Genomic DNA, 25,623 nt, shown 5'->3' on the forward strand with positions numbered 1-25,623 from the left:
CCCTCCGACGCCGCCGACCCTGCTAGACCGACAGGCAGCTCGGCCCGAGCAGCTGCTTCAAGTCCCCGAACAGCGCCGGGTCGGACTTCACCCGGTGCCGGTCCAGCCGCAGCACCGTCGTCTTGGTGCGCCCCTCCAGCCGCACCCGCACCTCGGTGGTGCCCTTGTGGTGGGTCAGCACCTCGCTGAGCCGGGCGACCAGCGGCGGGGTGACCTTCCCGGTCGGGATGTTGATGGTGATCGGCGCCTCGGCGTGGGCGTTGGAGAGGTCCGGGGCGGACAGCTCCATGCCCATCAGCCGCGGCACGTCCTCCCGCTTGTCCAGCTTGCCGCGCACGAACACCACGGCGTCCTCGACGAGTTGGGAGGAGACCAGCTGGTAGCTGGCCGGGAAGAACATGCAGTCGATCGAGCCCGCCAGGTCCTCGACGGTGGCGATCGCCCAGGCGTTGCCCTGCTTGGTCATCTTCCGCTGGAGGCCCGAGATGATGCCGCCGATGGTGACGATCGTCCCGTCCGGCCGCTCGGCGAGGTCCGCGACCGCGCAGTCCGCCTTGTCGGCGAGCACGTGCTCGATGCCGTGCAGCGGGTGCGAGGAGACGTACAGGCCGAGCATCTCCCGCTCCTGGGTGAGCAGGAAGGACTTCTCCCACTCCTCCTCGGAGAAGACGACGTCCAGCCCGAAGCTCGGCTCGTCCGTGGCGGTGTCGCCGCCGAAGAGGTCGAACTGCCCCTCGGCCTCCTTGCGCTTCACCCCGACGACGTTGTCGATCATCGGCTCGAACTGCGCGCTCAGGCCCTTGCGGGTGTGCCCGAGCGAGTCGAAGGACCCGGCCTTGATCAGCGATTCGACGGTCCGCTTGTTGCAGACCACCGACTCCACCTTCTCCAGGAAGTCCGGGAAGGAGACGAACTTCCCCTTCGCCTTCCGGGTGCGGATCATCGACTCGACCACCGGCCCGCCGACGTTGCGGATCGCGGTCAGGCCGAACCGGACGGTCTCGCTGCCGTGCGGCGTGAAGTCCGAGTCCGACTCGTTGACGTCCGGCGGCAGCACCTGGATGCCCATCTTGCGGCACTCGTTGAGGTAGACCGCCGACTTGTCCTTGTCGTCCTTGACGGAGGTGAGCAGACCGGACATGTACTCGGCCGGGTAGTTGGCCTTGAGGTACGCCGTCCAGTACGAGACCAGCCCGTACCCGGCGGTGTGCGCCTTGTTGAACGCGTAGCCGGAGAAGGGGACGAGGACGTCCCACACCGCCTGGATGGCCGCGTCGGAGTATCCGCGCTCGCGGCAGCCCTTCTGGAAGGGGACGAACTCCGCCTCCAGGATCTCCTTCTTCTTCTTGCCCATCGCGCGGCGCAGCAGGTCGGCCTGGCCGAGCGAGTAGCCGGCCAGGATCTGCGCGGCCTTCTGCACCTGCTCCTGGTAGACGATCAGGCCGTAGGTGGGCCGGAGCACCTCCTCCAGGGGCTGCTCCAGCTCCGGGTGGATCGGGGTGATCTCCTGCTGCCCGTTCTTGCGCAGCGCGTAGTTGGTGTGGGAGTTGACGCCCATCGGGCCCGGTCGGTACAGCGCCAGGACGGCGGAGATGTCCTCGAAGTTGTCGGGCTTCATCAGGCGCAGCAGCGAGCGCATCGGCCCGCCGTCGAGCTGGAAGACGCCGAGCGTGTCGCCGCGGGCGAGGAGTTCGTAGGTCGGCTTGTCGTCGAGCGGCAGCTTGAGCAGCTCGATCTTCTCGCCCTTGTTCTTCTCGATCGCCTTGACGGCGTCGTCCATGATCGTCAGGTTGCGCAGGCCGAGGAAGTCCATCTTGAGGAGGCCGAGGCCCTCGCAAGTGGGGTAGTCGAACTGCGTGATGGTGACGCCGTCGGTGTGCCGGGTCCAGACCGGGATGTGGTCGGTCAGCGGCTCGGCGGACATGATGACGCCGGCCGCGTGCACGCCGGGCTGGCGGATCAGGCCCTCGATGCCGCGCGCGGTGTCGATGACCTTCCGGACGTCCGGGTCGTTCTCGTACAGCCCGCGGATCTCGCCCGCCTCGCTGTAGCGGGGGTGGCTGCTGTCCGTGATGCCGGACAGCGGGATGCCCTTGCCCATGACGTCCGGCGGCATCGCCTTGGTGATCCGGTCACCCATCGCGTACGGGTAGCCGAGGACCCGGGAGGAGTCCTTGATGGCGGCCTTCGCCTTGATGGTGCCGTAGGTGACGATCATGGCGACCTTGTCGGACCCCCACTTCTCCGTCACGTACCGGATCACGTCACCGCGCCGGCGCTCGTCGAAGTCGATGTCGACATCGGGCATGGAGATGCGCTCGGGGTTGAGGAAGCGCTCGAAGATCAGGCCGTGCGGGATGGGGTCGAGGTCGGTGATGCCCATCGCGTACGCGACCAGCGAACCGGCCGCCGAACCACGGCCCGGGCCCACCGCGATGCCCTGGCTCTTCGCCCACATGATGAAGTCGGCGACCACCAGGAAGTACGCCGGGAACCCCATCTGGATGATGGTGTCCATCTCGTACTCGGCGAGCTTCTTGTGCTCCTCGTCGTACCCGTCCGGGAAGCGCCAGTCCATGCCCTCCCAGACCTTGGACTTGAAGAAGTCCGCCTCGGACTCGAAGCCCTCCGGGATCGGGAACCGGGGCATCAGGTTCTTGAACTTGAACATGCCCTCGGTGTCGACCCGGGAGGCGACCAGCAGCTGGCTGTTGCGGCAGCCCTCCTGCCAGGCGTCCGAAGAGTCCAGCGCGTACATCTCGGCGGCGGACTTGATGTAGTAGCCGGTGCCGTCGAAGCGGAAGCGGTCCGGGTCCGAGAGGTTCTTGCCGGTCTGCACGCAGAGCAGCAGGTCGTGGGCGCCGGCGTCGGCCTCGGTGGTGTAGTGCGAGTCGTTGGTGACCACCGGCGGGATGTTCAGCTTCCTGCTGATCTCCAGCAGCCCGTCGCGGACCCGCTTCTCGATGTCGAGACCGTGGTCCATCAGCTCCAGGAAGTAGTTCTCCTTGCCGAAGATGTCCTGGTAGTCGGCCGCGGACTTCACCGCCTCGTCGAACTGGCCCAGCCGCAGCCGGGTCTGCACCTCGCCGGAGGGGCAGCCGGTGGTGGCCATCAGGCCGCCGGACAGCTCGGAGATCAGCTCCTTGTCCATCCGCGGCCACTTCACCAGCCAGCCCTCGGCGTAGGAGCGCGAGGTCAGCTTGAAGAGGTTGTGCAGGCCCTCCTTGTTCCGGGCCCAGATGGTCTTGTGGGTGTACGCGCCGGACGCGGAGACGTCGTCCCGCTTCTGGTGCGGCTGGCCCCACAGGATGCGCTTGGTGTTGGAGCGGGACTCGGGCGCCACGTACGCCTCGATGCCGATCACCGGCGTGATCCCGGCGTCGGTCGCCTGCCGGTGGAACTCGGCGGCGCCGTACATGTTCCCGTGGTCGGTCATCGCGACGTGGGTCTGCCCCAGCCGCTCGACCTCCTTGAACATCTGCTTCAGCCGGGCGGCACCGTCCAGCATCGAGTACTCGGTGTGGACGTGCAGATGCGCGAACGGCTGATCGCTCAAGGCGGGGCCTCCGGAGGCTCTGGTGCTGATCTGGTGGGCCGGCGAACGCGCTGGTCACAGGGGGAGAAGCCCTGGAAATGGAGGTGGCCCGGAACACCTCTCGGGGTCCGGACCATCACTCACGCGTTCACGCGTCCACTCTAGCCCGCCCAGCCCTCGGCGAGACGTCGCCCCGCTGCCTCCCGGACCTCCCTCTCCTCCATCGGATCGTCGCGCAGGTAGCGCAGCCGGGCTCCCACCTCGGGCCGTTCCGGAGCGTGTTCGACCCCCGACAGCCGGGCACCGGATTCGCAGTCCCAGAGCGACTCGGTGAAGGCCTGGTCCATCCCGGCCGACCCCATCGCCGCCAGGGCTTCGAGGTACGCGGCCCGCTCGTACGAGTGCGGGGTGTACAGCCAGAACCGCCGCAGCAGCGACACCGCGCCGCCCGCCCCCGGCCCGAACCGCGCCAGCCCGCGCGCCAGGCCGTCCGGCCCGCACCAGCTCTCGTCCACCCAGTGCCGCTCCAGCTCGGCGAGCAGGAGCGGCACGTCGCTCTCGTCACCGTGGGCGGCCAGCACCCCCGTCCCCAGCCAGACGAGCCACTCCTGGCCCGAGACCGCCCACTCCCGGGCGGCCGGCACCGCCCGCTCGGCCAGCGGCTCCAGCGCCCGGTTCAGGTACGGCAGCTGCCGGGTACCGTCGGCGGCGCCGAGCGCGGGCACCAGTGGGATCAGCGCGGGCTCCGGCACCCGGCGCCGCGACAGCGCGCACAGCGCCGCCCCCTTGGCACCCTCGGAGGCCGCCGGGTCGCGCAGCTGGTCCAGCAGGCTCGCGTTGTCCCGGTCCGGGCAGGGGTCCGGCGGCCGCTGCCGACGCCGGGGAGCCGGGTCCTCCTCGTCCGGGACGTACCCCGGCAGTGCTGCCCCGGCCTGCTCGGAGCCCCCTTGGACCAGCAACTCCAGCACGCCGGTCGCCCGGTCCCGGGTGTCTTCGTCCTCATCGGCCAGCAGCTCGACCACCGGGCCGAGCGGCAGCTCCAGGTCCCGGATCAGCCGCGCCAGGTACAGGTGCCGATCGTCGACCTGCCGGTCCCAGCGCCACTCCCACCGGATGCAGCCGTACACCAGCTCGGCGGCCGCCTCCGGGTCCTCCGCCGCCATCCGCGCCCCCAGACCCCGGCCGCGCTGCAACAACCCCGGCAGTGTCCCCGCCGGTGCGTACTCGTATCTCCGCTCTGCCACACCCCCCATCCTGCCGCAGCCCCCGCCGGCCGGACCCGCCACCGTGAACGCACCGACCCCTGCGTCCCGTTGAACCGGGCACGGGGATGACTCCCCCTCAGCGCGGGCGCAACGTTTCACCCCTCCCACCGCATCAAGGTGATGGAGGGGGTTACGGGGAGGGGAAGGCCGCGCCCGCCGGGGCGTCGAATCGAGTACGCACCAGAGAATTGTCCCCATATCCATTCAGTTCGTATGCGATTTCCCTTATCGAGCCAGCCTTCCCCATCTGTTGCACAGCCGTGACAGTCCCGCGCGAAAAGTCGTTCGACCAGCAAGGAGCGAGAGTTAGCATTCCGGAATGGAATCGAATCTCTCGCCGATACGGAATTCCTCCGATGACACGGATGACCGTCCGGCTCGCAACTCGCCGCTTCGGCTTGCCCGTTTCGGTGCGACCTTCCTGGGTGTGAGCGTCGTCTCCGGGGTGCTGTTGGCGGGCCTCGTGCTGCCGGTCGCCGGCGGCGTCGGGCTGACCGCCAAGAGCACCGCGGAGGGCTTCGACGACATTTCCGACGACTTCAAGACCCCGCCGCTCACCCAGGCCACCCAGATCTTCGACGCCAAGGGCGGCCTGATCGCCAAGGTCTACGAGCGCGACCGCACCGTCCTCACCGCCGACCAGATGTCGCCCTTCATGCGGCACGCCCAGGTCGACATCGAGGACGCCCGCTTCTACGAGCACGGCGCCGTCGACCTCAAAGGCGTCCTGCGCGCGCTCGGCAAGAACGCGGAGAGCGGCACCACCTCCCAGGGCGCCTCCACCCTCACCCAGCAGTACGTCAAGAACGTCAACGTGGAGAACGCCGGCGACGACAAGGACGCCGTCAAGGAGGCGCAGCGCAAGACCCTGGGACGCAAGATCCAGGAACTCAAGATCGCGATCAAGCTGGACGAGGAGCTGCCGAAGGACCAGATCCTCACCAACTACCTCAACATCACCTTCTACGGGAACGGCGCCTACGGCGTGGAGGCCGCCTCCCAGCGCTACTTCAGCAAGAGCAACAAGGATCTGACCATCGCGGAGGCCGCCACCCTGGCGGGCCTGGTCCAGAACCCGGCCCAGTACGACCCGAAGCTGCACCCGATGGCGGCACAGAAGCGCCGGGACACCGTCATCGACAAGATGCTGGAGAACAAGCACATCACCGCGCAGCAGGCGCAGGAGGCGAAGGCCGCCCCACTGGGCCTCAAGTACAAGGACCCGCAGAACGGCTGCATCACCGCCAAGGCCGGCATGGGCTTCTTCTGCGACTACGTCCGGCACGTGGTCAAGCAGGACCCGGCCTTCGGCAAGAGCTCGGAGGACCGGAAGAAGTTCTGGGACAAGGGCGGCCTGAACATCTACACCACCCTGGACCCGGACAAGCAGGCCGCCGCCCAGAACGCGGTGAGCGGCAACGTGAAGGTCACCGACACCGTCTCCGCCGCCGCGACCATGATCGAGCCCGGGACGGGCAAGATCGTGGCGATGGCCCAGACCCGCCCGTACGGCCTGGTGAAGGAGAAGAACCAGACCGTCGTCAACCTCAACGTCGACCAGGCGATGGGCGGCGGCAACGGCTTCCAGCCCGGTTCGACCTTCAAGCCGATCGTCGCGGCCGCGGCGCTGGAGGCGGGCCTGCCGCCGACCCAGCCGTACGACGCGCCGAACCAGCTGCCGTACCCGAACATGAAGACCTGCGAGGGGACGTGGCGCAACGACGCCCGCCCCAAGACGGTGGTGCCCAACGAGAACTCGGGCGAGAAGGGCCCGTACCAGCTCAAGGAGGCGATGGCCCTCTCGATCAACACCTACTTCGTGGAGATGGAGCAGGAGATCGGCCTCTGCGCGGTCAAGCAGATGGCCAACAAGTTCGGCATCACCGCCAAGGCCAGTGGCAAGCCCCTGGAGGAGGTCCCGGCGATGGCGCTGGGCGTCGAGGAGATGAGCCCGCTGACCATGGCGAACGTCTACGCGACCTTCGCCGCCGGGGGCACCCACTGCGACCCGGTCGCCATCACCAGGATCAGCACCGTGGAGGGCAAGGAGGTCCCCGTCCCGGCCGGCCACTGCGACAAGGTGTTCTCCGACTCGACGGCCCGGGCGATGAACACCATCCTGAACGGGGTGACGGAGAACAAGGGCACCGCCGCCCGCATCTACCTGAAGGACGGCCGGCAGATCGCCGGCAAGACCGGCACCTCGGACCACAAGAAGGCCGCCTGGTTCAACGGCTACACCCCGCAGCTGGCCACGGCGGTCTGGCTGGGCGGCCCGGACGGCGGCGTCGAGATGCGCGACATCACCATCAACGACCATCACTTCCCCGAGGTGTTCGGCGCCGACGGCCCCGCCCCGATCTGGCGGGACGCCATGGACGACGCCCTCCAGGGCACGCCCAAGCAGTCCCTGCCGATGGCCGACATCCCGGACCAGGTGGTGCCGACGAAGCCCGACCCGAGCAGCTCCGGGACGCCCACGGGCACCCGCTCCCCGTCCAACCAGGACAACCAGGACAACTGACCGACCCCCGGCGGCCCCTCGCACCTCCGAGGGGCCGCCCGCTCAACCCGCCCGGCCCTGCTCAGCCCTGCCGGCCCCTCCCCCGGCCCCTCCCCCGACCCCCTCAGTCCTCGTCGCCCGCGACGACCGCCGCCGGAGCCGCCCCCGCGGCCCCCTGCTCCACCGCGACGTGCGAGTGCGGCCGGGAGCGGCAGACCCGGGGCGCCACGTCCTTCAGCCCCAGCAGCCGGAAGTAGTTCTGCCCCAGCGCGATGTCCCGGAAGGCCTCGTCGCCCAGCGCCCGGTTGATCCGGCTGGTGACCTCCAACTCCTGCTCGTAGACGGAGTAGTCCTTGTTCCGCGCGGCCACGAAGTCCGTCCCGGTGATCGCCCGGGTGGGGTGGCGGTCGAGGAAGGCCGCGTACTTCTCCCGCACGCCGGGCCGGCTGAAGTAGAGGTCCTCCAGGACGCGCCAGCTCAGGTCCACGGTCAGGTTCGGGTGTGCGTCGAGCATCCGGTCCAGGATGCGGATGTGCTCGTCGGGGTCCAGCTGGGCGAGCTCCTTCGAGAGGCCCATGTGCGCCCAGACGATCTTGTTGTCGGGGTACTGCGCGAGGATCTCCTCCATCAGGTGGAGGTACTTGGTGGGCTCCGCGTCGTTGCCGATGTCCGAGTGGAAGGTGATCGGGATCCCGCGCTCCCGGTAGGCGTTCATGAACGGGGCCCACTTGGGGATGTCCTCGCTGGTGGCCGGTTCGGCGAGGTTCGGCAGGATGGCCTGCTTGATGACGTTGACCTCGCCGGCCCACCGGAACATCCCGGGGTACTCGCGGTCGAGCAAGGCGATCCCGTCGGGGACGGTCTCGGGGTGGTGCAGATCCATGAACGTCATGGAGAGGGTGAGGTTCGGGTCCTCGGGCCGGTTCTCCCGCAGGCTCTCGGCGTTGGCGAAGTCGTTGCGCATCCGGGGCCGTACGGGGGTGCCGGGGCAGTCGAGGTAGTACGTGCAGTCGGAGTCGGAGGGCAGCACCTGCCCGATGCCGAACATGTTGGCGTAGTGGACCCCGCTCTTCTGCAGGTACCCGGTGACCTCCTCGAAGGGGATCGCCCGCCCGCCGAACGGCCGGAAGTGCAGGTGGCCGTCGACCACCGAGGTGTACGGCTGCTTGGCCCGGTCGTAGCAGGCCCGGGCCGCCGCCAGCGCGTCCCCCGCCCCGGCCGGTGAGACGACGACCGCCGCCGCGGCCGCACTGACCGCGACGGCGGTGAACCGCCTGGTGATCCGACGATTGCTCCTCATGTGCTGCCTCCACGTAGTGACGCGTGATGCCACACAGAAGAGTTAGCCGACGAACCGTCAGAACGCGCCGTGCGCGCGGGTGTCGAATCCCCCCATCGCTCGAACGGCTCCAGGCCCCGCCTCAACCCCCGTGGTAGTACACCTCGATCGGCACCCGCGCCTCCTCGAACAGCGCCGGCCCCTCCTGCGCCACCACCGGCCAGTCCCCCGACGCCGGGTTGAGCCCGACCAACTGCTCGGTCGCGAGCGCGTACACGACCCGCCCGATCCCCGACCGGACCAGCGCCCCCGCGCACATGCCGCAGGGCTGGCAGCTGGTGTACATGGTGGTGCGGGCGGCCGTCTCCGCGTCCAGCTCCCGGGCCGCCCACCGGGCGAGCTTCAACTCCGGGTGCGCCGTGATGTCCTCGTCCCGCCGGACGGTGTTGTGCGCCTCGGCGAGCACCGTCCCGTCCGGCCCGGCCAGCAGCGAGCCGTACGGCGCGTCGCCCGACTCCACGGCCCGCGCCGCGATTCCGATCGCGCGCCGCAGCAGCGCCTCGTCAGCGGTCGTGATCACGACGTCCTCCTCCACTCCTCGGCCACGGCCGTCAGGGCCCGCCACGCGGTCTCGGGCCGGCGGGTCTCCTCCGGGTCGGCATGGTACGGGTCCAGCACCACGGCTTCCGCGCCGAGTGCGCGCAGTTCCCGCAGGTCACCGATGATCTGCTCCAGGTCGCCGGTCCCGGCGGGCCGGTCCGGGGCGTCCAGCGGCGCCCCGGTCAGCCGCAGCGCGATCCGCGGGGCGAAGCCCGGCAGTTCGTGGCGCTCCAGCACCGACCGCATCTGGTCCATCGACAGCCGCAGCGGGTGCCAGGCATCGCCGAACTCGGCCACCCGCCGCATCGCCGCCTCGCTGTGGCCGCCGACCCACACGGGCGCGGCGGCGCCCTCCCCCTGCTTCGCCCAGGAGTCCCGCACCGCCCGCAGGTACTCGTCCGTGAGCCGCCCCCGCGCGCCGAACGGCACTCCGAGCGCCTCGAACTCCTGCCGCGCCCAGCCGACTCCGACCCCGAGCACGAAGCGCCCGCCGCTGAGCCGGTGCAGGCTGCTCGCCGTCCGGGCCACCACCAGCGGGTGCCGGTACGGCATCACCAACACCGTGGTGCCCAGCCGCAGCCGCCCGTCGGTCACCCCCGCCAGCCAGGACAGGGTGGCGAAGGGGTCGTAGAAGGGCTCCGGGTAGCGTGCGGCCACGTCCGCCGTCACGGCGACGTGGTCCGACACCATCAGCAGGTCGAACCCGAGGCCCTCCACCACCCGCGCCCAGTCGCGCAGCACGCCCGGGTCGGTCCCGGGTCCGAAGTTCGGTACGTTGACGCCAAGTTGCATGCCACGAGGCTATTCCCGGCCGCATCCGGGCCGGAACCCAATGATCACGGCAGAAGCAGCCCTCAGCCGTGATTCTCCCGGTAATCTCGCGGAATGGCCGTGAACCTCGACGAAACCGACTGGGCGATCATCGACCAGCTCCAGCAGGAGGCCCGGATCTCGCTCAGCGAGCTGGGCCGCCGGGTCAACCTCAGCCCGTCCGCCACCACCGAGCGGGTGCGGAACCTGGAGTCGCTGGGCGTGATCACCGGCTACCACGCCACCGTCGACCTGGCCAAGGTCGGCTACCCGGTGCTCGCCGTGGTCCGCCTCAAGTACCCGGGCAACCGCCACCAGCCGTTGCACCACCTGCTCTCGGTGCGCCGCGAGATCCTGGAGTGCGTGCGCACCACCGGCGAGGACTGCTACACCCTCAAGGTGGCCGCGACCTCCATGGAGCACCTGGAGACCCTGGTCGACTCACTGGCCGGCTTCGGCTCCACCACCACCAGCGTCGTCTACAGCCAGACCCTCCCCCGCCGCGGCCCGGCCCGCCCTTAGGGCCCGTCTGCCGCCCGACCCCACGCGGCCGGGCGGCGAACATCACGGGCGCGCGCCAGGGCCCTACGCCTCCAGGTCCGCCAGGAAGTCCAGCGCCGCCGCCCAGGCGCGCTCGGCGGCCTCCGCGTCGTAGTCGTCCAGGTCCGGGTCGGTGAACAGGTGCCCGGCGCCCTGGTAGCGGTGCACCTCGACCTCCGCGCCCGCCCGCAGCATCCGCAGGTACCAGGCGTTCAGCCAGTCCTCCGGCTCGAACGGGTCCGGCTCCGCCATGTGCAGCTGGACGGGGATCGAGGTCACCGCGTCCTCGCGCAGGTCCGAGGTGCCGTGCAGGAGCAGCAGCCCGCGCGCCTTCTCGTCCGCGAGCGCCAGGTTCTGCGCGATCGCGCCGCCGAGCGAGAACCCGGCGTACACCAGCCCGCCCTCGGAGAGCGGGGCGGAGGCGACGACGGCGCGGCGCAGCAGTTCGTCCCCGCCGCCGATCTCCTCCTGGAAGGCCTGCGCGGCCTCGGCGTCGTCGAAGGTGCGTCCTTCGAACAGGTCCGGCGTGTGCACGGTGTGCCCGGCGGCGCGCAGCCGGTCGGCGGCGGCCCGGACGGCCGGGCTCAGGCCGTTGGCGGAGTGGAAGAGGACGATCTGGGCCACGGTTTCGGGTCCTTCGGCGAACGGTTGCGGGGGTACCCACCCATGATCCCGCACCCGGTCGCCAAGCCCCCACACCAGAGCCCCGCGGGCCCTGGTCAGCCCTGCGGAGTCCAGGCCGCCACCAGGCCGAGCAACCCGGGGAAGCGGGCGTCGAGGTCCTCGACCCGCACCTGGCTGCGGCGCTCCAGCCCGTACTGGCGCTGGCGGGTGACCCCCGCCTCGCGCAGCGCCTTGAAGTGGTGGGTGAGCGAGGACTTGGGCCGGTCGAGGCCGAACCAGCCGCAGGAGTGGTCGTAGTCCTCGGACTCCAGCAGGAGCTTGCGGACGATCGTCAGCCGCAGCGGGTCGCTGAGCGCGCCCAGGACGGTCTCCAGCCGCAGCTCGTCGCGGCCCGGCTCGGGCAGCGGTTCGGGCAGTCCGGGCGGCTCGGGGAGCACCCTGACGGCGGGTGCGGCAGCGGCGCTCGTGGACTCGGGCACAGTCCTCAACTCCTCGGCTCGGCAAGCTCGACAGCTCGCGATGCGATGTCCGGATTCCAGTACGACTTCAATCGTACTGGATGCTAAGTTCGACTCAACTCGTACAGCTGCGGAGCCCGCAGCACTCCTCGGGAGGGACCCGCCATGCCCGCAACCAGGACCGCCTCCACCCTGACCCCAACCGGCGCCGCACCGAACCCACCCACCCCCCTGTGGTGGATCTGGCTGGCCGCCTGGCCCGTCACCGCCGTCTTCGTGCTGTCCAACGCAGCCACCCCGCTCTACGTGCTCTGGCAGCACGACATCGGCTTCTCCAAGGGCACCCTGACCGTGGTGTTCGCGTTCTACATCGTCGGCCTGATCGGCTCGCTGCTGGTCTCCGGCGTGCTCTCCGACCGGATCGGTCGCAAGCCCGTCCTGCTGCCCGCCCTGGCACTCGGGCTCGCCGCCTGCCTGATCTTCGGGACGGCCACCAGCGTCGCCGCCCTGATCGTGGCGCGGCTGTTCACCGGCATCGCGGTCGGCGCCGTCGTCTCGGCCGGGATGGCCGCGGTGACCGACGTCGCCGGGCCCGAGCGCAAGCGGCTCGCCGCCCTGCTCGCCTCCTGCGCGATGGTCTTCGGCGCCGGGCTCGGCCCGCTGCTCGCCGGACTGCTCTCCGAGCTGGCGCCCGCGCCGACCGGTACCGTCTTCGCGGTCGAGGCCGTGCTGCTGTCCGGCGCGGTGCTGGTCGTGCTGCGGATGCCGGTGCGCCGCCCGGAGTCCCGCGGCCGGGGCGCCTGGATCCGGGTGCCCGCCGTCCCGCGCGGCAACGGCCGTCAACTCGCCCTCGGCATCGCGGTGTTCGCGCCCGGGATCACCGCGACCTCGTTCGTGCTCTCGCTCGGCCCCTCGCTGCTGTCCGGCCTGCTCGGCAGCACCGACCGGATCCTCGCCGGCGCGATGGCCTTCGGGATGTTCCTGGCCGCGACCGGGGTGCAGTTCGCCGTCCAGCGGCTGCGCCGCCGTACCGTTCTGACGGCCGGTGCGACGGCCACCGCGCTGAGCATGGTCACCCTGGTCGTCGCCGTGCACACCGGGACGCTGACGGCGCTGGTCCTCGCCGCCCTGCTGGCCGGCGCCGGCCAGGGCATGGGCCAGCTCGGCGGCCTGTCACTGCTCAACGCCGGCGTCCCGCCGCAGCGCCTCGCCGAGGCCAACGCCGCGCTCAACGTGGGCGGTTACCTCCCGGCCGGCCTCCTGCCCGTCTCGGCCGGCTACCTCAGCGACGCGGTGGGCCTGACCACCGGCGCCACGGTCTTCGGTGCCGTCCTGCTGGGCCTGGCCGTCCTCGGCGGCCTGGTGGTCCTGACCGCCGGGCGCGAGGCGACCGACCGGTCCTGACGGTCCGTCCACGGGGCCGCGCCGACCACCCCGACACCGCACAGGCGTTCGCAAGATTCCTTCCTCTAGGTAGGTTTCCCGCCCCCGTCACGACGAGCCGCGGCGCGCCCCACTGAACCAGCCCTCCCTCAGAAGGACAGCTTTGCAACAACATTCCATCCCGATGGTATGTATGAGCTGTCGCCGACGACGGAGGGCAGGGGCATGGCAAAACAGGAACGGGCGCGCCGCACACGCGAGAAGGTCCTGACCGCGGCGGCCGAGATCTTCGCCGCTCAGGGCTACGAGAGCACCACGCTGAACACCGTGGCCGACCGCATCGGCATGACCAAGGGCGCGCTCTACGGCCACTTCCCGTCGAAGGCGTCACTGGCGCGGGCCCTGATCCAGGAGTCCCGGACCACCTGGACGAGCCTGCGGGCCGAGTACGACACCCCGGACGCCGACGCCGCCCGGGCACTCGAAGGCATCGTGGTGGGCTTCGCCGACCGGCTGCGCTCGGACATCCGACTGCGCGCGGCCCTCCGGCTCGCCGTGGACTGCCCCGAACTGGCGCAGTCCCCCCACAACGTCCTCGCCGAGATGCACGTCGCCCTGACCGACCTGGTCCGCCGGGCCCAGCGCGACAGCGGCTTCCCCGACCACTGCCCGCCGCTGGTCGCCGAGCTGCTGCTGATCGTGATCCGCGGGCAGCTGAACACCCGCACCGAAGGCACCGAAGGCACCAACGACTCCTGCACCCCCGACGGGGACCCGCTGTGGCGACTCCTCTTCACCGCCCTGTCCGGAACCCCGTCCCCCGCCCTGCCCTGAGCCCCACCCACACCCCCCGCACCCGGGAACCCCACACCCCGACCGACCGGCCCAGCCGCTACGACACCACGTCCTTGCGCGCGAACCCGCGGAACGCCAGCGCCAGCAGCACCACCGCGTACGACAGCGACAACGACACCCCCTGCACCATGCCGCCCCACTCCAGCTGCGGCTGCAAGGCGTCCGCCCACGCGTACTGCCAGTGCGCCGGCAGCCACTCCCGCAGGTCGCCCAGCGCCGTGACGGCGTCCAGCACCCCGGTGATGATCGACAGGAACACCGCCCCGCCGACCGCCCCCAGCGGCGCGTCCGTCGCCGTCGACAGCCAGAACGCCAACGCCGCGATCACCAGCTCGCTCAGGAACACGAACGCCACCGCGATCGCGATCCGGGGCAGCGCCTCCCCGGCCGGCAGGCTGGCCCCGGCGGGCAGCTTCAAGTCCCCCCACCCGTACGCCACCGTGCCCACGACCAGCCCGATCGCGGGCAGCATGACGATCGCGACCGCCGAGAACGCCAGCCCGATCGCGAACTTGCGCGCCAGCAGCCGCGCCCGCGGCACCGGCGCCGCCAGCAGGTAGCGCAGCGAGGACCAGCTGGCCTCGGAGGCCACGGTGTCCCCGCAGAACAGCGCGACGGGGATCACCAGCATGAAGCCGGTGCCGACGAACAGCATGGTGACGGCGAAGTTGGCCCCCGAGGCGGTGGCCAGGTCGATGAAGGTGGTCCGGTCCGGACGGCTGGGGGTGCCGCCGATCTGGAACGCCGCCAGGATGACGAACGGCATCGCCGCCAGCACCCCGCCGATCACCAGCGTGCGGCGCCGGCGCAGCTGCCGCATCGCCTCGACCCGCAGCGGCAGGGTCCGGCTCGCCCGGTAGCCCTCCGCGTGGTCCGTCGTAGCGGCGCTCACGCCGCACCTCCGATCAACGACAGGAACGCGTCCTCCAGGCGCCGCTGCGGTCCGGCGCTCTCCACCGGCACCCCCAGCCGCACCAGCTCCGCCAACAGCTCGCTCGCCGCGAGCCCGTCCAGCCGGACCAGCAGCCCGCCCTCGACGGCCTCCGCCGAGCCGACCCCGGCCAGCGCACCGACCTTCTCGACCACCGACTCCGGGTCGCAGCCCGCGGCCACGCCGATCATCAGCAGCTCACCGGCGCCGACGATCTCGCCGACCGGCCCGGCCGTCACCAGCCGCCCGCGGTCCATCACCACCAGGTCCGTACAGCTCTGCTCGACCTCGGCCAGCAGGTGGCTGGACACGATGACGGTCCGGCCGGCGGCCGCGTACCGGATCATCACCTCGCGCATCTCGCGGATCTGCGGCGGGTCCAGCCCGTTGGTCGGCTCGTCCAGGATCAGTAGGTCCGGCATCCCGAGCATCGCCTGCGCGATGGCCAGCCGCTGCCGCATGCCCTGGGAGTACGTCCGCACCGCGCGGTCCAGCGCCTCGCCGAGCCCGGCGATCGCCAGCGCCTCGTCGAAGCGGGCGTCGGCCTCCGGCCGCCCGGTGGCCTGCCAGTACAGCCGCAGGTTGGCCCGCCCGGTGAGGTGCGGCAGGAAGCCCGCGCCCTCGACGAAGGCCCCGACCCGCGAGAGCACCGGCGCCCCGGGGCGGATCAGGTGCCCGAAGACCCGGATCGCCCCGGCGTCGGGCCGGATCAGCCCCATCAGCATGCGCAGCGTGGTGGTCTTGCCCGCCCCGTTCGGGCCGAGCAGGCCGAGCACCTGGCCCCGCTCCACCCGGAAGCCCAACTCCCGTACGGCGTACCGGTCCTGGGAGCCCTTGTAGCGCTTGCTCAGGCCACTGATGACCAGCGGCACCCCGGCCAGCTCCGGATCGAACTCCGGCCCGGACGGCCCGGACGACCCCGCCCCACCGCCCGCCGAACGCCGACGCCGCCGCACCAGCGGCAGCAGCACCAGCCCGGCGGCCACCACCACGGCGCCCAGCGGCAGCATCCAGGTCCGCGCGGGCAGCGGCGCCGCCTCCGTGACCAGCTCCCCGACGGTCGGCGCGGTGAGCGCCCCGGCCACCGCCACCCGGTAGGTGGCCGGCTCGGCCGGCGAGGCGTACGCCAGGTCGGTGGACGCCAGCACCAGCCGCAGCCGGTGCCCGGCCGGGAAGTCGTGGTCCACGGCGGGCAGCCGGACCGTCACCGTCTGCCCGGCCTCCGCGTCCGCGCCGGTCACCCGCAGCGGGGCCGCCAGCTGCTGCGGCAGCACCGCCTTGCCGTCCGGCCCGACGTCGTACAGCTTCGCGAACAGCACCGCGTCCGGCCGGTCGGCCTTCACCCGCACCGGGACGGTCGGCTGCCCGGTCAGGTGCAGCGACTTCTCCAGCGGCGCCGATTCGAAGGCCGCGTTCTGCCCGGGGAAGTCCAGGGACAGCCCGGCCCCGAGCGAGGCCGCCTGGCTCAGCGCGCCGATCCCCGGCAGCGTCGAGATCCCCGGCGGCGCCCCACCGGGCGGATTGGCGACGGGCTTCTCCCCGCCCGTCAGCTCGATCGAGCGCGTCCCGGTGCCCCCCAGCCCCGGGTACCGGTCGGCGTCGGCGCCGCGCAGCACGGCCTGGAAGCCGGTCGAGTCGACCCCGCCGGTCCTGGTCACCCGGAACTGCGGCCCGGTGTCGTTGCCTCGCCCCTTCAGGTAGTGGTCGAACCAGGCGGTGACCCGGTCGTCCACCCGGGCGCTGGTGTCCGTCCCGCCGTCGTGCCCGCCCGCGAACCAGTCCACCGAGACGGGCGCGCCGTTGGCCGCGACCGCCCGGGCGATCTGGTCGCCCTGGTCGAGCGGGAACAGCGAGTCCTGCTGCCCCTGCACCACCAGCGTGGGGGCCTTGAGCTGCGCCGCCACCGAGGACGGGCTGGACTTGTCCAGCAGCGCGACGGCCTCCGGGTCGGCGTGCCCGGCGGTCGCCACCCGGTCGTACATCTGGCAGAGCGAGTCCAGGAACCGCCCGCAGCCCACCTGCCCGTCCACGGCCGCCGCGCCCGGCTGGGCACCGCTCCCAGCGGTGGCTCCACTCCGCGGCGCACCGCCGGACGGCCCCAGGTCCCCCGCCGAGCCCGTGGTGAAGAAGATCCCGGCCCACAGCTTCTTGAACACGCCGTCCGCCGCGCCCGAGCCCTGCACCCCCTGCGGGAACAGCGCGTCGGCCAGGTTCCACCAGGTGATCTGGGTGGCCACCGCGTCGATCCGGTGGTCGTAGGCCGAGGCCAGCAGCGAGATCGCCCCGCCGTACGAGGCCCCGGTGATCCCGACCCGCGGGTCGCCGGGTGCGTCCAGCTGCACCTCGGGGCGCTGGGCGAGCCAGTCCACCAGGTGCTTGACGTCCTCGACCTCCCGGTCGGGCGCGTTCAGCCCGATCTTCCCGCCGGAGTGCCCGAAACCGCGCGCGGACCAGGTCAGTACCGCGTAGCCCTGCCGGGCCAGCTGCTGGGCGCGGTCCCGCTCGCCCTCCTTGGAGCCGCCGAAGCCATGCGCGAGCAGGACGGCGGGTCGCGGACTGGTGCCGGTGGTGAAGAAGGAGGTGTCCACCTGGACCTGCTGAGCGCTGCCGGGTGTCTCCGGCATGCTGAGGAAACGATCCTCCTGATGGACCGCCTGCTCACCGCCGGACGCCACCGCCACCGTGCCGACCCCGGCGACCGCCACCAGGGCCACCGCCCCGGCCAGCAGCTTGCGCCGCACCGACGTTCCCCGGCCGCGCCACCGACGCCATGCCCCACCGAACTCCATGGGGGCAGATCGTATCCGCCGCACGGGTAGGTGCCCGATAAAGCCGCCACCCCATTTCACCCGGTTCAGCCCGTTGAGCGCCGGTATCGTACGGCTCACCCGACTCTCCCCCCGCCCCGAGAAGGTCCCGTGCTCTGGCCGCTGATCACCCTGCTCGCCACCGTCGCCGCCACCCTCGCGGTCGGCTGGACCGTCGACCAGGTCCTCCAGCGGATCAGCGCCGGCCACCCGGAGGCCCCGGTCTGGGCACTGCTCCGCCGCTGCCGGATCCCGCTCCAACTCGCCGTCGTCTCAGCCCTGTTGCTCGCCGTCAACCCGCTCAAGCGGATCTTCCACCTGACCGAGGACGAGGGCTCCCGCCACCTGGTCCTGCTGCTCCTGCTCGCCTCCCTCGGCTGGCTCACCGTCCGCGTGGCGGCCGCCGTCCTGGAGGCGCTGCTCCGCCGCTACGAGGCGGTCACCGACGACCCGTCCCGGGTGCAGCGGGTGCGCACCCAGATCAGCATGCTGCGCCGGGTGGTCAGCGCGGTGATCGTCGTGGTCACCCTCGCCGTGATGCTGCTGACCTTCTCCGCCATGCGCACCATCGGCGCCAGCCTGCTCGCCTCGGCCGGCCTGATCGGCATCGTGGCCGGCATCGCCGCCCAGAGCACCCTGGGCAACTTCTTCGCCGGCCTCCAGATCGCCTTCGGCGACACCGTCCGGATCGGCGACACCGTGGTGGTGGACGGCCAGCAGGGCACCGTCGAGGAGATCACCCTCTCCTACCTGGTGGTCCGGCTCTGGGACTACCGCCGGCTGATCGTCCCGGTCTCCTACTTCGTCAACAAGCCCTTCGAGAACTGGACCCGCCGCGACCCCGGCCTGCTCGCCGGCGTCCTGCTCCACCTCGACCACAGCACCCCCGTGGACGAACTCCGCACCGCCCTGCACACCCGCCTGCGACAGCACCCGCTGTGGGACGGCCAGGAGTGGGCCCTCAACGTCACCGACACCACCCCCAGCACCATCGTGGTCCGCGCCACCATGACCGCCCGCACCCCCGACGACGCCGCCCAGCTCCGCTTCGACATCCGCGAACACCTCATCGCCCACCTCCGCGACGAGCACCCCCACGCCCTCCCCCGCCTCCGCACCACCGAAGGCTGACCCCCTCCCCTCCCTTCCCCCAACAAAAAATCCCCGCGCCCCCGAAAGGGACGCGGGGAAATCGCGCGCTAAAGCACCTTCGTCATCGTCCGGTGCGGAATCCCGGCATCGTCGTACACCGGCCCCTCCGCCACGTACCCCAGCCGCTCGTAGAACCCCAGCGCCTGCACCTGCGCGTGCAGCTCGACCTCGACGGCCCCGCGCTCGCGCCCGGCCGCCTCGATCGCCCGGACGAGGTCCGCCCCGAGCCCCGTCCCCCGGGCCGCCGCCACCACCGCGAGCCGCCCGAGCAGCACCCGCCCGTCGACGCCCCCGGTCAGCTTCCGCGCCTGGTCACCGAAGATCAGCCGGCCGGTCCCGAGCCCGGTCCCGTCCGCGCCCACGGCCAGCACGTGCACCGAGGTCGCGTCGTACTCGTCGTACTCCAGCTCCTCCGGCACGTTCTGCTCGACGACGAACACCTCGCGCCGGACCGCCCGCACCAGCTCCAGGTCCGCCTCGCCCTCGGCGACCCGCACGGAGACCGTCATCTCAGCTCTCCGCCGCGATGATGTCCAGCGCCTTCTGCAGGTCGGCCGGGTACTCGCTGCTGAACTCGACCCACTGCCCGTCCGCCGGGTGCTCGAAGCCGAGCGAGACGGCGTGCAGCCACTGCCGGGTCAGCCCGAGCCGCTTGGCCAGCGTCGGGTCGGCGCCGTACGTCAGGTCGCCGACGCAGGGGTGGCGCAGCGCGGACATGTGGACGCGGATCTGGTGGGTGCGGCCGGTCTCCAGCTTGATCGCCATCAGGGAGGCCGCCCGGTACGCCTCGATCAGGTCGTAGTGGGTGACGGACGGCTTGCCGTCGCGGGTCACCGCCCACTTCCAGTCCGAGCTGGGGTGGCGCCCGATCGGGGCGTCGACGGTGCCGCTCAGCGGGTCCGGGTGCCCCTGGACCAGCGTGTGGTAGCGCTTGTCGGTGATCCGGTCGTGGAACTGCCGCTTGAGGTCGGTGTAGGCCCGCTCGGACTTGGCGACGACCATCAGGCCGGAGGTGCCGACGTCCAGCCGGTGCACGATGCCCTGGCGCTCGGCGGCGCCGGAGGTGGAGATCCGGTAGCCGGCCGCGGCGAGCCCGCCGATGACGGTGGGGCCGGTCCAGCCGGGGCTCGGGTGCGCGGCGACGCCGACCGGCTTGTCGATCAGCACGATGTCGTCGTCGTCGTGGACGATCCGCATGCCCTCGACCGGTTCGGCCACGATCTGCACCGGGGCGGCGGGGGCCGGGATCTCGACCTCCAGCCAGGAGCCGGCGGTCACCCGGTCCGATTTTCCGGCCACGGCGCCGTCGAGCGTCACCTTGCCCTCGGCGGCCAACTCGGCGGCCTTCGTCCGGGAGAAGCCGAACATCCGGGCGAGGGCGGCGTCGAGACGCTCGCCCTCCAGGCCGTCGGGTACGGGGAGGCTGCGGATCTGCGCTGCGGTACTCACCCGTACGAGTATGCCGGAAAGGCGCCGCGCCCCTTCCCCCTCGCTACTCCAGCCAGAGCCGAAGGCCTACCGCCGGAGGGCTACTTCCCGCTCTTCTCCACCTGCTGGTGGACGGTCCCGTCCGGGTTGCTGCCCCGGAAGGAGAGCAACACCACGAGGATGCCGCCGCAGACGATGGCCGAGTCGGCGAGGTTGAAGACCGCGAAGTGCTGGACCGAGATGAAGTCCACGACGTGGCCGCGGAAGACCGCCGGTGCCCGGAACAGCCGGTCGGTGAGGTTGCCGAGGGCGCCGCCGAGCAGCAGCCCGAGCGCGATCGCCCACGGGAGGCTGTACAGCCGGCGGGCGATCCGCCAGATCACCACGATGACGGCGGAGGCGATCATGGTGAAGACGATGGTCAGCGCCTGGCCCATGCCGAAGGCGGCGCCGGAGTTGCGGATCACCTGGAGGGTGACGACGTCGCCGATCACCTTGATCGCCGCGTGGTTCTCCAGCTTGGCGACGACCAGCAGCTTGCTGGCGAGGTCGATCAGGAACGCGAGGACCGCGACGACCAGCAGCACCCCGACCCGGCGCGGGCCCTTGGGCTTCTCCACCGCGGTGGCACCGCCCGCGGCGGCCGCCCCGCTGTCCGCATCCGCGGAGGCCGGCTCCACGGGCCCGGTGGACTCGGCCACGGTCACCTCCACGCCATCGGCGGGGTTCGGGACGGCGTCGTCCCGGGTCTGGGGGGAACCTTGCGTACTGATGATCCGCTCCGCTGCCGATGTGAGCCGGTGAGGGCCTGACCGCGTCCTTACCGACGAGTCAGGCGAGGTTACGGGGTCGAGCGTACGGCAAGCCCGCCCCCTGGCGTCGCCCCGGACCCCCGACCCCGTCGCCCCGTTACCGCCTCTTGCCGTCGATTCCTCTTACCACCGGCGCCCCTCGACGCCGCACGTCGACTTCCCCTCAGCGACGCTCTTGCTTCGCCTTGCACTGCACGCACAGCGTGGCCCGGGGGAAGGCCTGCATCCGGGCCTTCCCGATGGCCTGTCCGCAGGACTCGCAGGTGCCGAACCCGACGCCCTCCAGCCGCTCCAGGGCCCGCTCGGTCTGGGCGAGGCTGTCCCGCGCGTTGTTGGCCAGCGCCAGCTCGCTCTCCCGCGAGATGTTCTTCGTACCGGCGTCCACCTGGTCGTCGCCGGCTCCGTCGTTGGAGTCGCGCATCAGGCCGGAGATGGCCGCCTCGGCGGCGTCGATCTCACCGCGCAGCCGCTCCAGGTCACTGATCAGCTCGTCGTGCAGCTCGTGGACCTCCTCCGAGGTCCAGGGGTCCTCGCCCGGCCGGACCGGCAGCGTGGCCGGGTCGACCGACTCCGCGCCGCGCGGCACGGTGACGGTGTCGGTACTCGTGTTCTGAGGTGCGGTAGTGGTCACGGTCCCCTCCCCTGGATCGGCCGCCACGGCCTTGCGTGCCCGCTTGGTGGCGGTACCCGCGCCGGTTGCCTTCTCAGCCATGGCTTCGACCCCATCTACGAACGAACCGAGCCGCCGGTTCCCGGCGGCCTCCAGTGCCGGAACGATAATCCCGATCAAAACCGGTCACAACATGACATACCGGCGCCTCAGGATGATCCCACCCAGGCAGCCGCCCCAGCCGCCACGCCCCGCGCTGACAGACTTGTGCCCACCTCACCCCCGCCTAACCGCCCCCGCCGACCTGCCCAAACAGCACTCCCGAGGCACACTCCCCCGAATCCCCTTGGACAAACCGTCTCGCCCGGCCGATACACTTGGCCCTGCAAGGCGCAGATGGGACGAGTACCGACGTACGCAGCCACCAGCGACCCGGGGACGGTGCGAGCCCGGGGGTGTGCACGACGGGAAGATCACCCCGGAGCCGCCGGAAGAACGGCCGCACGACAGCGGCCCACTAGACCCGGCAGCAAGCCCAAACAAGAGGGCCGCAACGCACCACCGCGGCCAAGGAGGGTGGTACCGCGGGTCGGCGAAGGCCGTCTCGTCCCTCCGGAGGATTCAGTCCCAGCATCCGCCGGAGGTAGACACCCGCGATGAACACCTACAACCCCGTCCCCGCACAGGTCGATCTCCCCGCCCTCGAGCACCAGATCCTCTCCTTCTGGCAGGACAACAAGGTCTTCCAGCGCAGCCTGGAGCAGTCCGAGGGCCGCCCCGAGTGGGTGTTCTACGAGGGTCCGCCGACCGCCAACGGCATGCCCGGGGCCCACCACATCGAGGCCCGCGTCTTCAAGGACGTCTTCCCCCGGTACCGGACCATGAAGGGCTACCACGTCGCCCGCAAGGCCGGCTGGGACTGCCACGGCCTCCCGGTCGAGCTGGCGGTCGAGAAGGAGCTCGGCTTCTCCGGCAAGCAGGACATCGAGGCGTACGGCATCGCCGAGTTCAACGCCAAGTGCCGCGACTCGGTGACCCGCCACACCGACGCCTTCGCCGAGCTGACCACCCGCATGGGGTACTGGGTCGACCTCGACGAGGCCTACCGGACGATGGACCCGTCGTACGTCCAGTCCGTCTGGTGGTCGCTCCAGCAGATCTTCGACAAGGGCCTGCTGGTCCAGGACCACCGGGTCGCCCCCTGGTGCCCGCGCTGCGGCACCGGCCTGTCCGACCACGAGCTGGCCCAGGGCTACGAGACCGTGGTCGACCCCTCGGTGTTCGTCCGCTTCCCGCTGACCAGCGGCCCGCTGGCCGGCCGCGCCGCCCTGCTGGTCTGGACCACCACCCCGTGGACCCTGGTCTCCAACACCGCCGCCGCCGTCCACCCGGAGGTCACCTACGTGGTGGCCACCGACGGGACCGAGCAGCTGGTCGTCGCCGAGCCGCTGCTCGCCAAGGCCCTCGGCGAGGGCTGGGAGGCCACCGGCGAGTCCTTCACCGGTGCCGAGATGGAGCGCTGGGCCTACCGCCGCCCCTTCGACCTGGTCGAGATCGAGAACGCCCACTACGTCCTCAACGCCGACTACGTCACCACCGAGGACGGCACCGGCATCGTCCACCAGTCCCCCGCCTTCGGCGCGGACGACCTCGCGACCTGCCGCAAGTACGGCCTGCCGGTGGTCAACCCGGTGCTCGCCGACGGCACCTTCGCCCCCGAGGTCCCGCTGGTCGGCGGCCAGTTCTTCAAGAAGGCCGACGAGGCCCTGGTCGCGGACCTCAAGGAGCGCGGCCTGCTCTTCCGCCACCTGCCGTACGAGCACAGCTACCCGCACTGCTGGCGCTGCCACACCGCGCTGCTCTACTACGCGCAGCCGTCCTGGTACATCCGGACCACCGCCGTCAAGGACGCGCTGATCCGCGAGAACGAGGCCACCAACTGGTTCCCGGAGACGGTCAAGCACGGCCGCTTCGGCGACTGGCTGAACAACAACATCGACTGGGCGCTCAGCCGCAACCGCTACTGGGGCACCCCGCTGCCGATCTGGCGCTGTGAGGAGGACCACCTCACCTGCGTCGGCTCGCTGGCCGAACTCAGCGAGCTCACCGGCACCGACCAGAGCGCCCTCGACCCGCACCGCCCGTACATCGACGCGGTGACCTTCGCCTGCCGCGACTGCGGCGGCACCGCCACCCGCGTGCCCGAGGTCATCGACGCCTGGTACGACTCGGGCTCGATGCCCTTCGCCCAGTACGGCTACCCGTACCAGAACAAGGAGCTGTTCGAGAAGCGCTACCCGGCGCAGTTCATCTCCGAGGCGATCGACCAGACCCGCGGCTGGTTCTACACGCTGATGGCGGTCGGCACCCTGGTGTTCGACAAGAACAGCTACGAGAACGTCGTCTGCCTGGGCCACATCCTGGCCGAGGACGGCCGCAAGATGTCCAAGCACCTGGGCAACATCCTGCAGCCGATCCCGCTGATGGACCAGCACGGCGCCGACGCCGTCCGCTGGTTCATGGCCGCCGGCGGCTCGCCCTGGTCGGCCCGCAGGGTCGGCCACGGCACCATCCAGGAGGTGGTCCGCAAGACCCTCCTCACCTACTGGAACACCGTCGCCTTCCAGGCCCTGTACGCCCGCACCTCGAACTGGGCGCCCTCCGCGACCGACCCGGCCCCGGCCGACCGCCCGCAGCTGGACCGCTGGGTGCTCTCCGAGCTGAACACCCTGGTCCGCGAGGTCGACGCGGCCTTCGAGGCGTACGACACCCAGCGCGCCGGCAAGCTGCTCTCCGGCTTCGTCGACGACCTCTCCAACTGGTACGTCCGCCGCGGCCGCCGCCGCTTCTGGCAGGGCGACGCCGCCGCGCTCGCCACCCTGCACGAGGCGCTGGAGACCGTCACCCGCCTGATGGCCCCGCTCACCCCGTTCATCACCGAGCAGGTCTGGCAGGACCTCATCGTCCCCACCGACCCCCAGGCCCCGGCCTCCGTCCACCTGGCCACCTGGCCGGAGCCCGACGAGACCCTGATCGACGACAACCTCTCCCGGCACATGGCACTGGTCCGCCGCCTGGTCGAACTCGGCCGGGCCACCCGCGCCGAGTCCGGCGTGAAGACCCGCCAGCCGCTCTCCCGCGCACTGGTCGCCGCCCAGGGCTGGGAGGAGCTGCCCGCCGACCTGCGCGCGCAGATCGCCGAGGAGCTCAACGTCGCCACCCTCGAATCCCTCGCCGAGGTCGGCGGCTCCCTCGTCGACACCACCGCCAAGGCCAACTTCCGCGCCCTCGGCAAGCGTTTCGGCAAGGGCGTGCAGGACGTCGCCAAGGCGGTCGCCAGCACGAACGCCGCCCAGCTCGCCGCCGACCTCCGCGCCACCGGCGAAACCACCATCAACCTCAACGGCGAGACGATCACCCTCTCCCCCGACGAAGTGATCATCACCGAAACCCCCCGCGAGGGCTGGGCCGTCGCCAACGAGTCCGGCGCCACCGTCGCCCTCGACCTGGCCATCACCCCCGAACTCAAGCGCCTCGGCATCGCCCGCGACGCCATCCGCCAGATCCAGGAGGCCCGCAAGAACTCCGGCCTCGACGTCGCCGACCGCATCACCCTCCGCTGGCGCGCCACCTCCGAGGAAACCGCCGAAGCCATCGCCGAACACGGCCCCCTCGTCGCCGAAGAGGTCCTCGCCACCGACTTCGCCGCCGGCTCAGCCGACTGGACCTCCGAAACCTTCACCGACGACTCCCTCGGCCTCGCCTTCCAACTCCGCAAGGCCTAACCACCCCCCGAAGCCGCCGCCACCCCACCGGGTGCCGGCGGCTTCGCCATACCCACCCCAACCACCAGCGGGCGCACAGGCAAAGCCGCGCACCCGCACCAAACCCCCAACCCGCACCAACCCACCCACAGCACCCACCCCCCACCCCCACCCCCCACCAAGGCGAGAGGGACGCGCTGCGGGAGGGGGCGGTGGAGGGGGTGGGTGCGGAGAGGGGCGTGACGGGTGATTTTCAGACCGCCAACG

General features: G+C 71.3%; 19 protein-coding genes. 6 read left to right on the top strand and 13 right to left on the bottom strand.

The genetic code is table 11. The features are described from left to right. Positions 1-22 precede the first annotated feature (22 nt). Together dnaE and ACFVXG_RS44150 are read right to left on the bottom strand one after the other, a co-directional pair. Positions 23-3,556, bottom strand: coding sequence for a DNA polymerase III subunit alpha (dnaE, locus tag ACFVXG_RS44145; protein WP_387936164.1), 3,534 nt, complete (start codon positions 3,554-3,556; stop codon positions 23-25). Between the two features lie 140 nt (positions 3,557-3,696). Then, entirely contained in the window at positions 3,697-4,779 is a 1,083-nt protein-coding gene (locus ACFVXG_RS44150) for a hypothetical protein (protein ID WP_387936165.1), read from the bottom strand. A 448-nt stretch (positions 4,780-5,227) separates the two neighbouring features. Here ACFVXG_RS44150 and ACFVXG_RS44155 point away from each other — a divergent pair, with 448 nt between their 5' ends. After that, the gene (locus tag ACFVXG_RS44155) at positions 5,228-7,324 is read left to right on the top strand and encodes a transglycosylase domain-containing protein (protein WP_387936166.1); all 2,097 of its coding nucleotides are present in this window, start codon (positions 5,228-5,230) and stop codon (positions 7,322-7,324) included. Positions 7,325-7,427: 103 nt separating this feature from the next. On the opposite strand, the gene ACFVXG_RS44160 is transcribed toward ACFVXG_RS44155, so the two are convergent. The 3 genes from ACFVXG_RS44160 to ACFVXG_RS44170 form a co-directional block, all read right to left on the bottom strand. After that, the gene (locus ACFVXG_RS44160; RefSeq protein ID WP_387936167.1) at positions 7,428-8,603 is read right to left on the bottom strand and encodes an amidohydrolase family protein; all 1,176 of its coding nucleotides are present in this window, start codon (positions 8,601-8,603) and stop codon (positions 7,428-7,430) included. Between the two features lie 121 nt (positions 8,604-8,724). Further along, positions 8,725-9,162 (bottom strand): nucleoside deaminase, encoded by a 438-nt coding sequence (locus ACFVXG_RS44165; RefSeq protein ID WP_387936168.1) that lies wholly within the window; start codon positions 9,160-9,162, stop codon positions 8,725-8,727. After that, the gene (locus ACFVXG_RS44170; protein WP_387936169.1) at positions 9,159-9,974 is read right to left on the bottom strand and encodes an LLM class flavin-dependent oxidoreductase; all 816 of its coding nucleotides are present in this window, start codon (positions 9,972-9,974) and stop codon (positions 9,159-9,161) included. Before ACFVXG_RS44170 ends, ACFVXG_RS44165 begins: the two co-directional genes overlap by 4 nt. A gap of 93 nt (positions 9,975-10,067) precedes the next feature. On the opposite strand from ACFVXG_RS44170, the gene ACFVXG_RS44175 reads away from it, so the two are divergent. Beyond that, positions 10,068-10,514 (top strand): Lrp/AsnC family transcriptional regulator, encoded by a 447-nt coding sequence (locus ACFVXG_RS44175; protein WP_387936170.1) that lies wholly within the window; start codon positions 10,068-10,070, stop codon positions 10,512-10,514. Between the two features lie 63 nt (positions 10,515-10,577). On the opposite strand, the gene ACFVXG_RS44180 is transcribed toward ACFVXG_RS44175, so the two are convergent. Both ACFVXG_RS44180 and ACFVXG_RS44185 read right to left on the bottom strand, forming a co-directional pair. Continuing rightward, positions 10,578-11,156 carry a dienelactone hydrolase family protein gene (locus ACFVXG_RS44180; protein WP_387936171.1) on the bottom strand — a complete coding sequence of 193 codons (579 nt, stop codon included), beginning with the start codon at positions 11,154-11,156 and terminating at the stop codon, positions 10,578-10,580. Between the two features lie 95 nt (positions 11,157-11,251). Beyond that, positions 11,252-11,635, bottom strand: a complete 384-nt coding sequence (locus ACFVXG_RS44185; RefSeq protein ID WP_387936172.1) for an ArsR/SmtB family transcription factor — start codon at positions 11,633-11,635, stop codon at positions 11,252-11,254. Positions 11,636-11,779: 144 nt separating this feature from the next. Between ACFVXG_RS44185 and ACFVXG_RS44190 the strand changes: the two genes are divergently transcribed. Both ACFVXG_RS44190 and ACFVXG_RS44195 read left to right on the top strand, forming a co-directional pair. After that, positions 11,780-13,018 carry an MFS transporter gene (locus ACFVXG_RS44190; RefSeq protein ID WP_387936173.1) on the top strand — a complete coding sequence of 413 codons (1,239 nt, stop codon included), beginning with the start codon at positions 11,780-11,782 and terminating at the stop codon, positions 13,016-13,018. A 204-nt stretch (positions 13,019-13,222) separates the two neighbouring features. Beyond that, complete coding sequence (locus ACFVXG_RS44195) at positions 13,223-13,831, top strand: TetR family transcriptional regulator (RefSeq protein WP_387936174.1); 609 nt, start codon at positions 13,223-13,225, stop codon at positions 13,829-13,831. A 58-nt stretch (positions 13,832-13,889) separates the two neighbouring features. Here the strand turns inward: ACFVXG_RS44195 and ACFVXG_RS44200 are convergent, their stop codons facing one another. Further along, positions 13,890-14,744: an ABC transporter permease gene (locus tag ACFVXG_RS44200; RefSeq protein WP_387936175.1), complete on the bottom strand. Its 855-nt coding sequence runs from the start codon at positions 14,742-14,744 to the stop codon at positions 13,890-13,892. Next, the gene (locus ACFVXG_RS44205) at positions 14,741-17,572 is read right to left on the bottom strand and encodes an alpha/beta fold hydrolase (protein ID WP_387936176.1); all 2,832 of its coding nucleotides are present in this window, start codon (positions 17,570-17,572) and stop codon (positions 14,741-14,743) included. The genes ACFVXG_RS44200 and ACFVXG_RS44205 overlap by 4 nt, the downstream gene beginning before the upstream one ends. Before the next feature lie 129 nt (positions 17,573-17,701). On the opposite strand from ACFVXG_RS44205, the gene ACFVXG_RS44210 reads away from it, so the two are divergent. Next, positions 17,702-18,721, top strand: coding sequence for a mechanosensitive ion channel family protein (locus ACFVXG_RS44210; RefSeq protein ID WP_387936177.1), 1,020 nt, complete (start codon positions 17,702-17,704; stop codon positions 18,719-18,721). 68 nt (positions 18,722-18,789) lie between these two features. On the opposite strand, the gene ACFVXG_RS44215 is transcribed toward ACFVXG_RS44210, so the two are convergent. The 4 genes from ACFVXG_RS44215 to ACFVXG_RS44230 all read right to left on the bottom strand — a co-directional run bounded on the left by ACFVXG_RS44215 (position 18,790) and on the right by ACFVXG_RS44230 (position 21,694). Beyond that, the gene (locus tag ACFVXG_RS44215) at positions 18,790-19,251 is read right to left on the bottom strand and encodes a GNAT family N-acetyltransferase (protein ID WP_387936178.1); all 462 of its coding nucleotides are present in this window, start codon (positions 19,249-19,251) and stop codon (positions 18,790-18,792) included. A gap of 1 nt (position 19,252) precedes the next feature. Beyond that, positions 19,253-20,191 (bottom strand): RluA family pseudouridine synthase, encoded by a 939-nt coding sequence (locus tag ACFVXG_RS44220; protein ID WP_387936179.1) that lies wholly within the window; start codon positions 20,189-20,191, stop codon positions 19,253-19,255. Positions 20,192-20,271: 80 nt separating this feature from the next. Further along, positions 20,272-20,871 carry a signal peptidase II gene (gene lspA / locus ACFVXG_RS44225; protein ID WP_387936180.1) on the bottom strand — a complete coding sequence of 200 codons (600 nt, stop codon included), beginning with the start codon at positions 20,869-20,871 and terminating at the stop codon, positions 20,272-20,274. A gap of 274 nt (positions 20,872-21,145) precedes the next feature. After that, positions 21,146-21,694 carry a TraR/DksA family transcriptional regulator gene (locus tag ACFVXG_RS44230; protein ID WP_387936181.1) on the bottom strand — a complete coding sequence of 183 codons (549 nt, stop codon included), beginning with the start codon at positions 21,692-21,694 and terminating at the stop codon, positions 21,146-21,148. 554 nt (positions 21,695-22,248) lie between these two features. Here ACFVXG_RS44230 and ileS point away from each other — a divergent pair. Further along, a complete protein-coding gene (gene ileS, locus ACFVXG_RS44235; RefSeq protein ID WP_387936182.1) occupies positions 22,249-25,377 on the top strand; it encodes an isoleucine--tRNA ligase in 3,129 nt (1,042 codons plus the stop codon). The last annotated feature ends 246 nt before the right edge of the window (positions 25,378-25,623 follow it).

This window comes from Kitasatospora sp. NPDC058162 (assembly GCF_042884005.1).
GTDB lineage: Bacteria > Actinomycetota > Actinomycetes > Streptomycetales > Streptomycetaceae > Kitasatospora.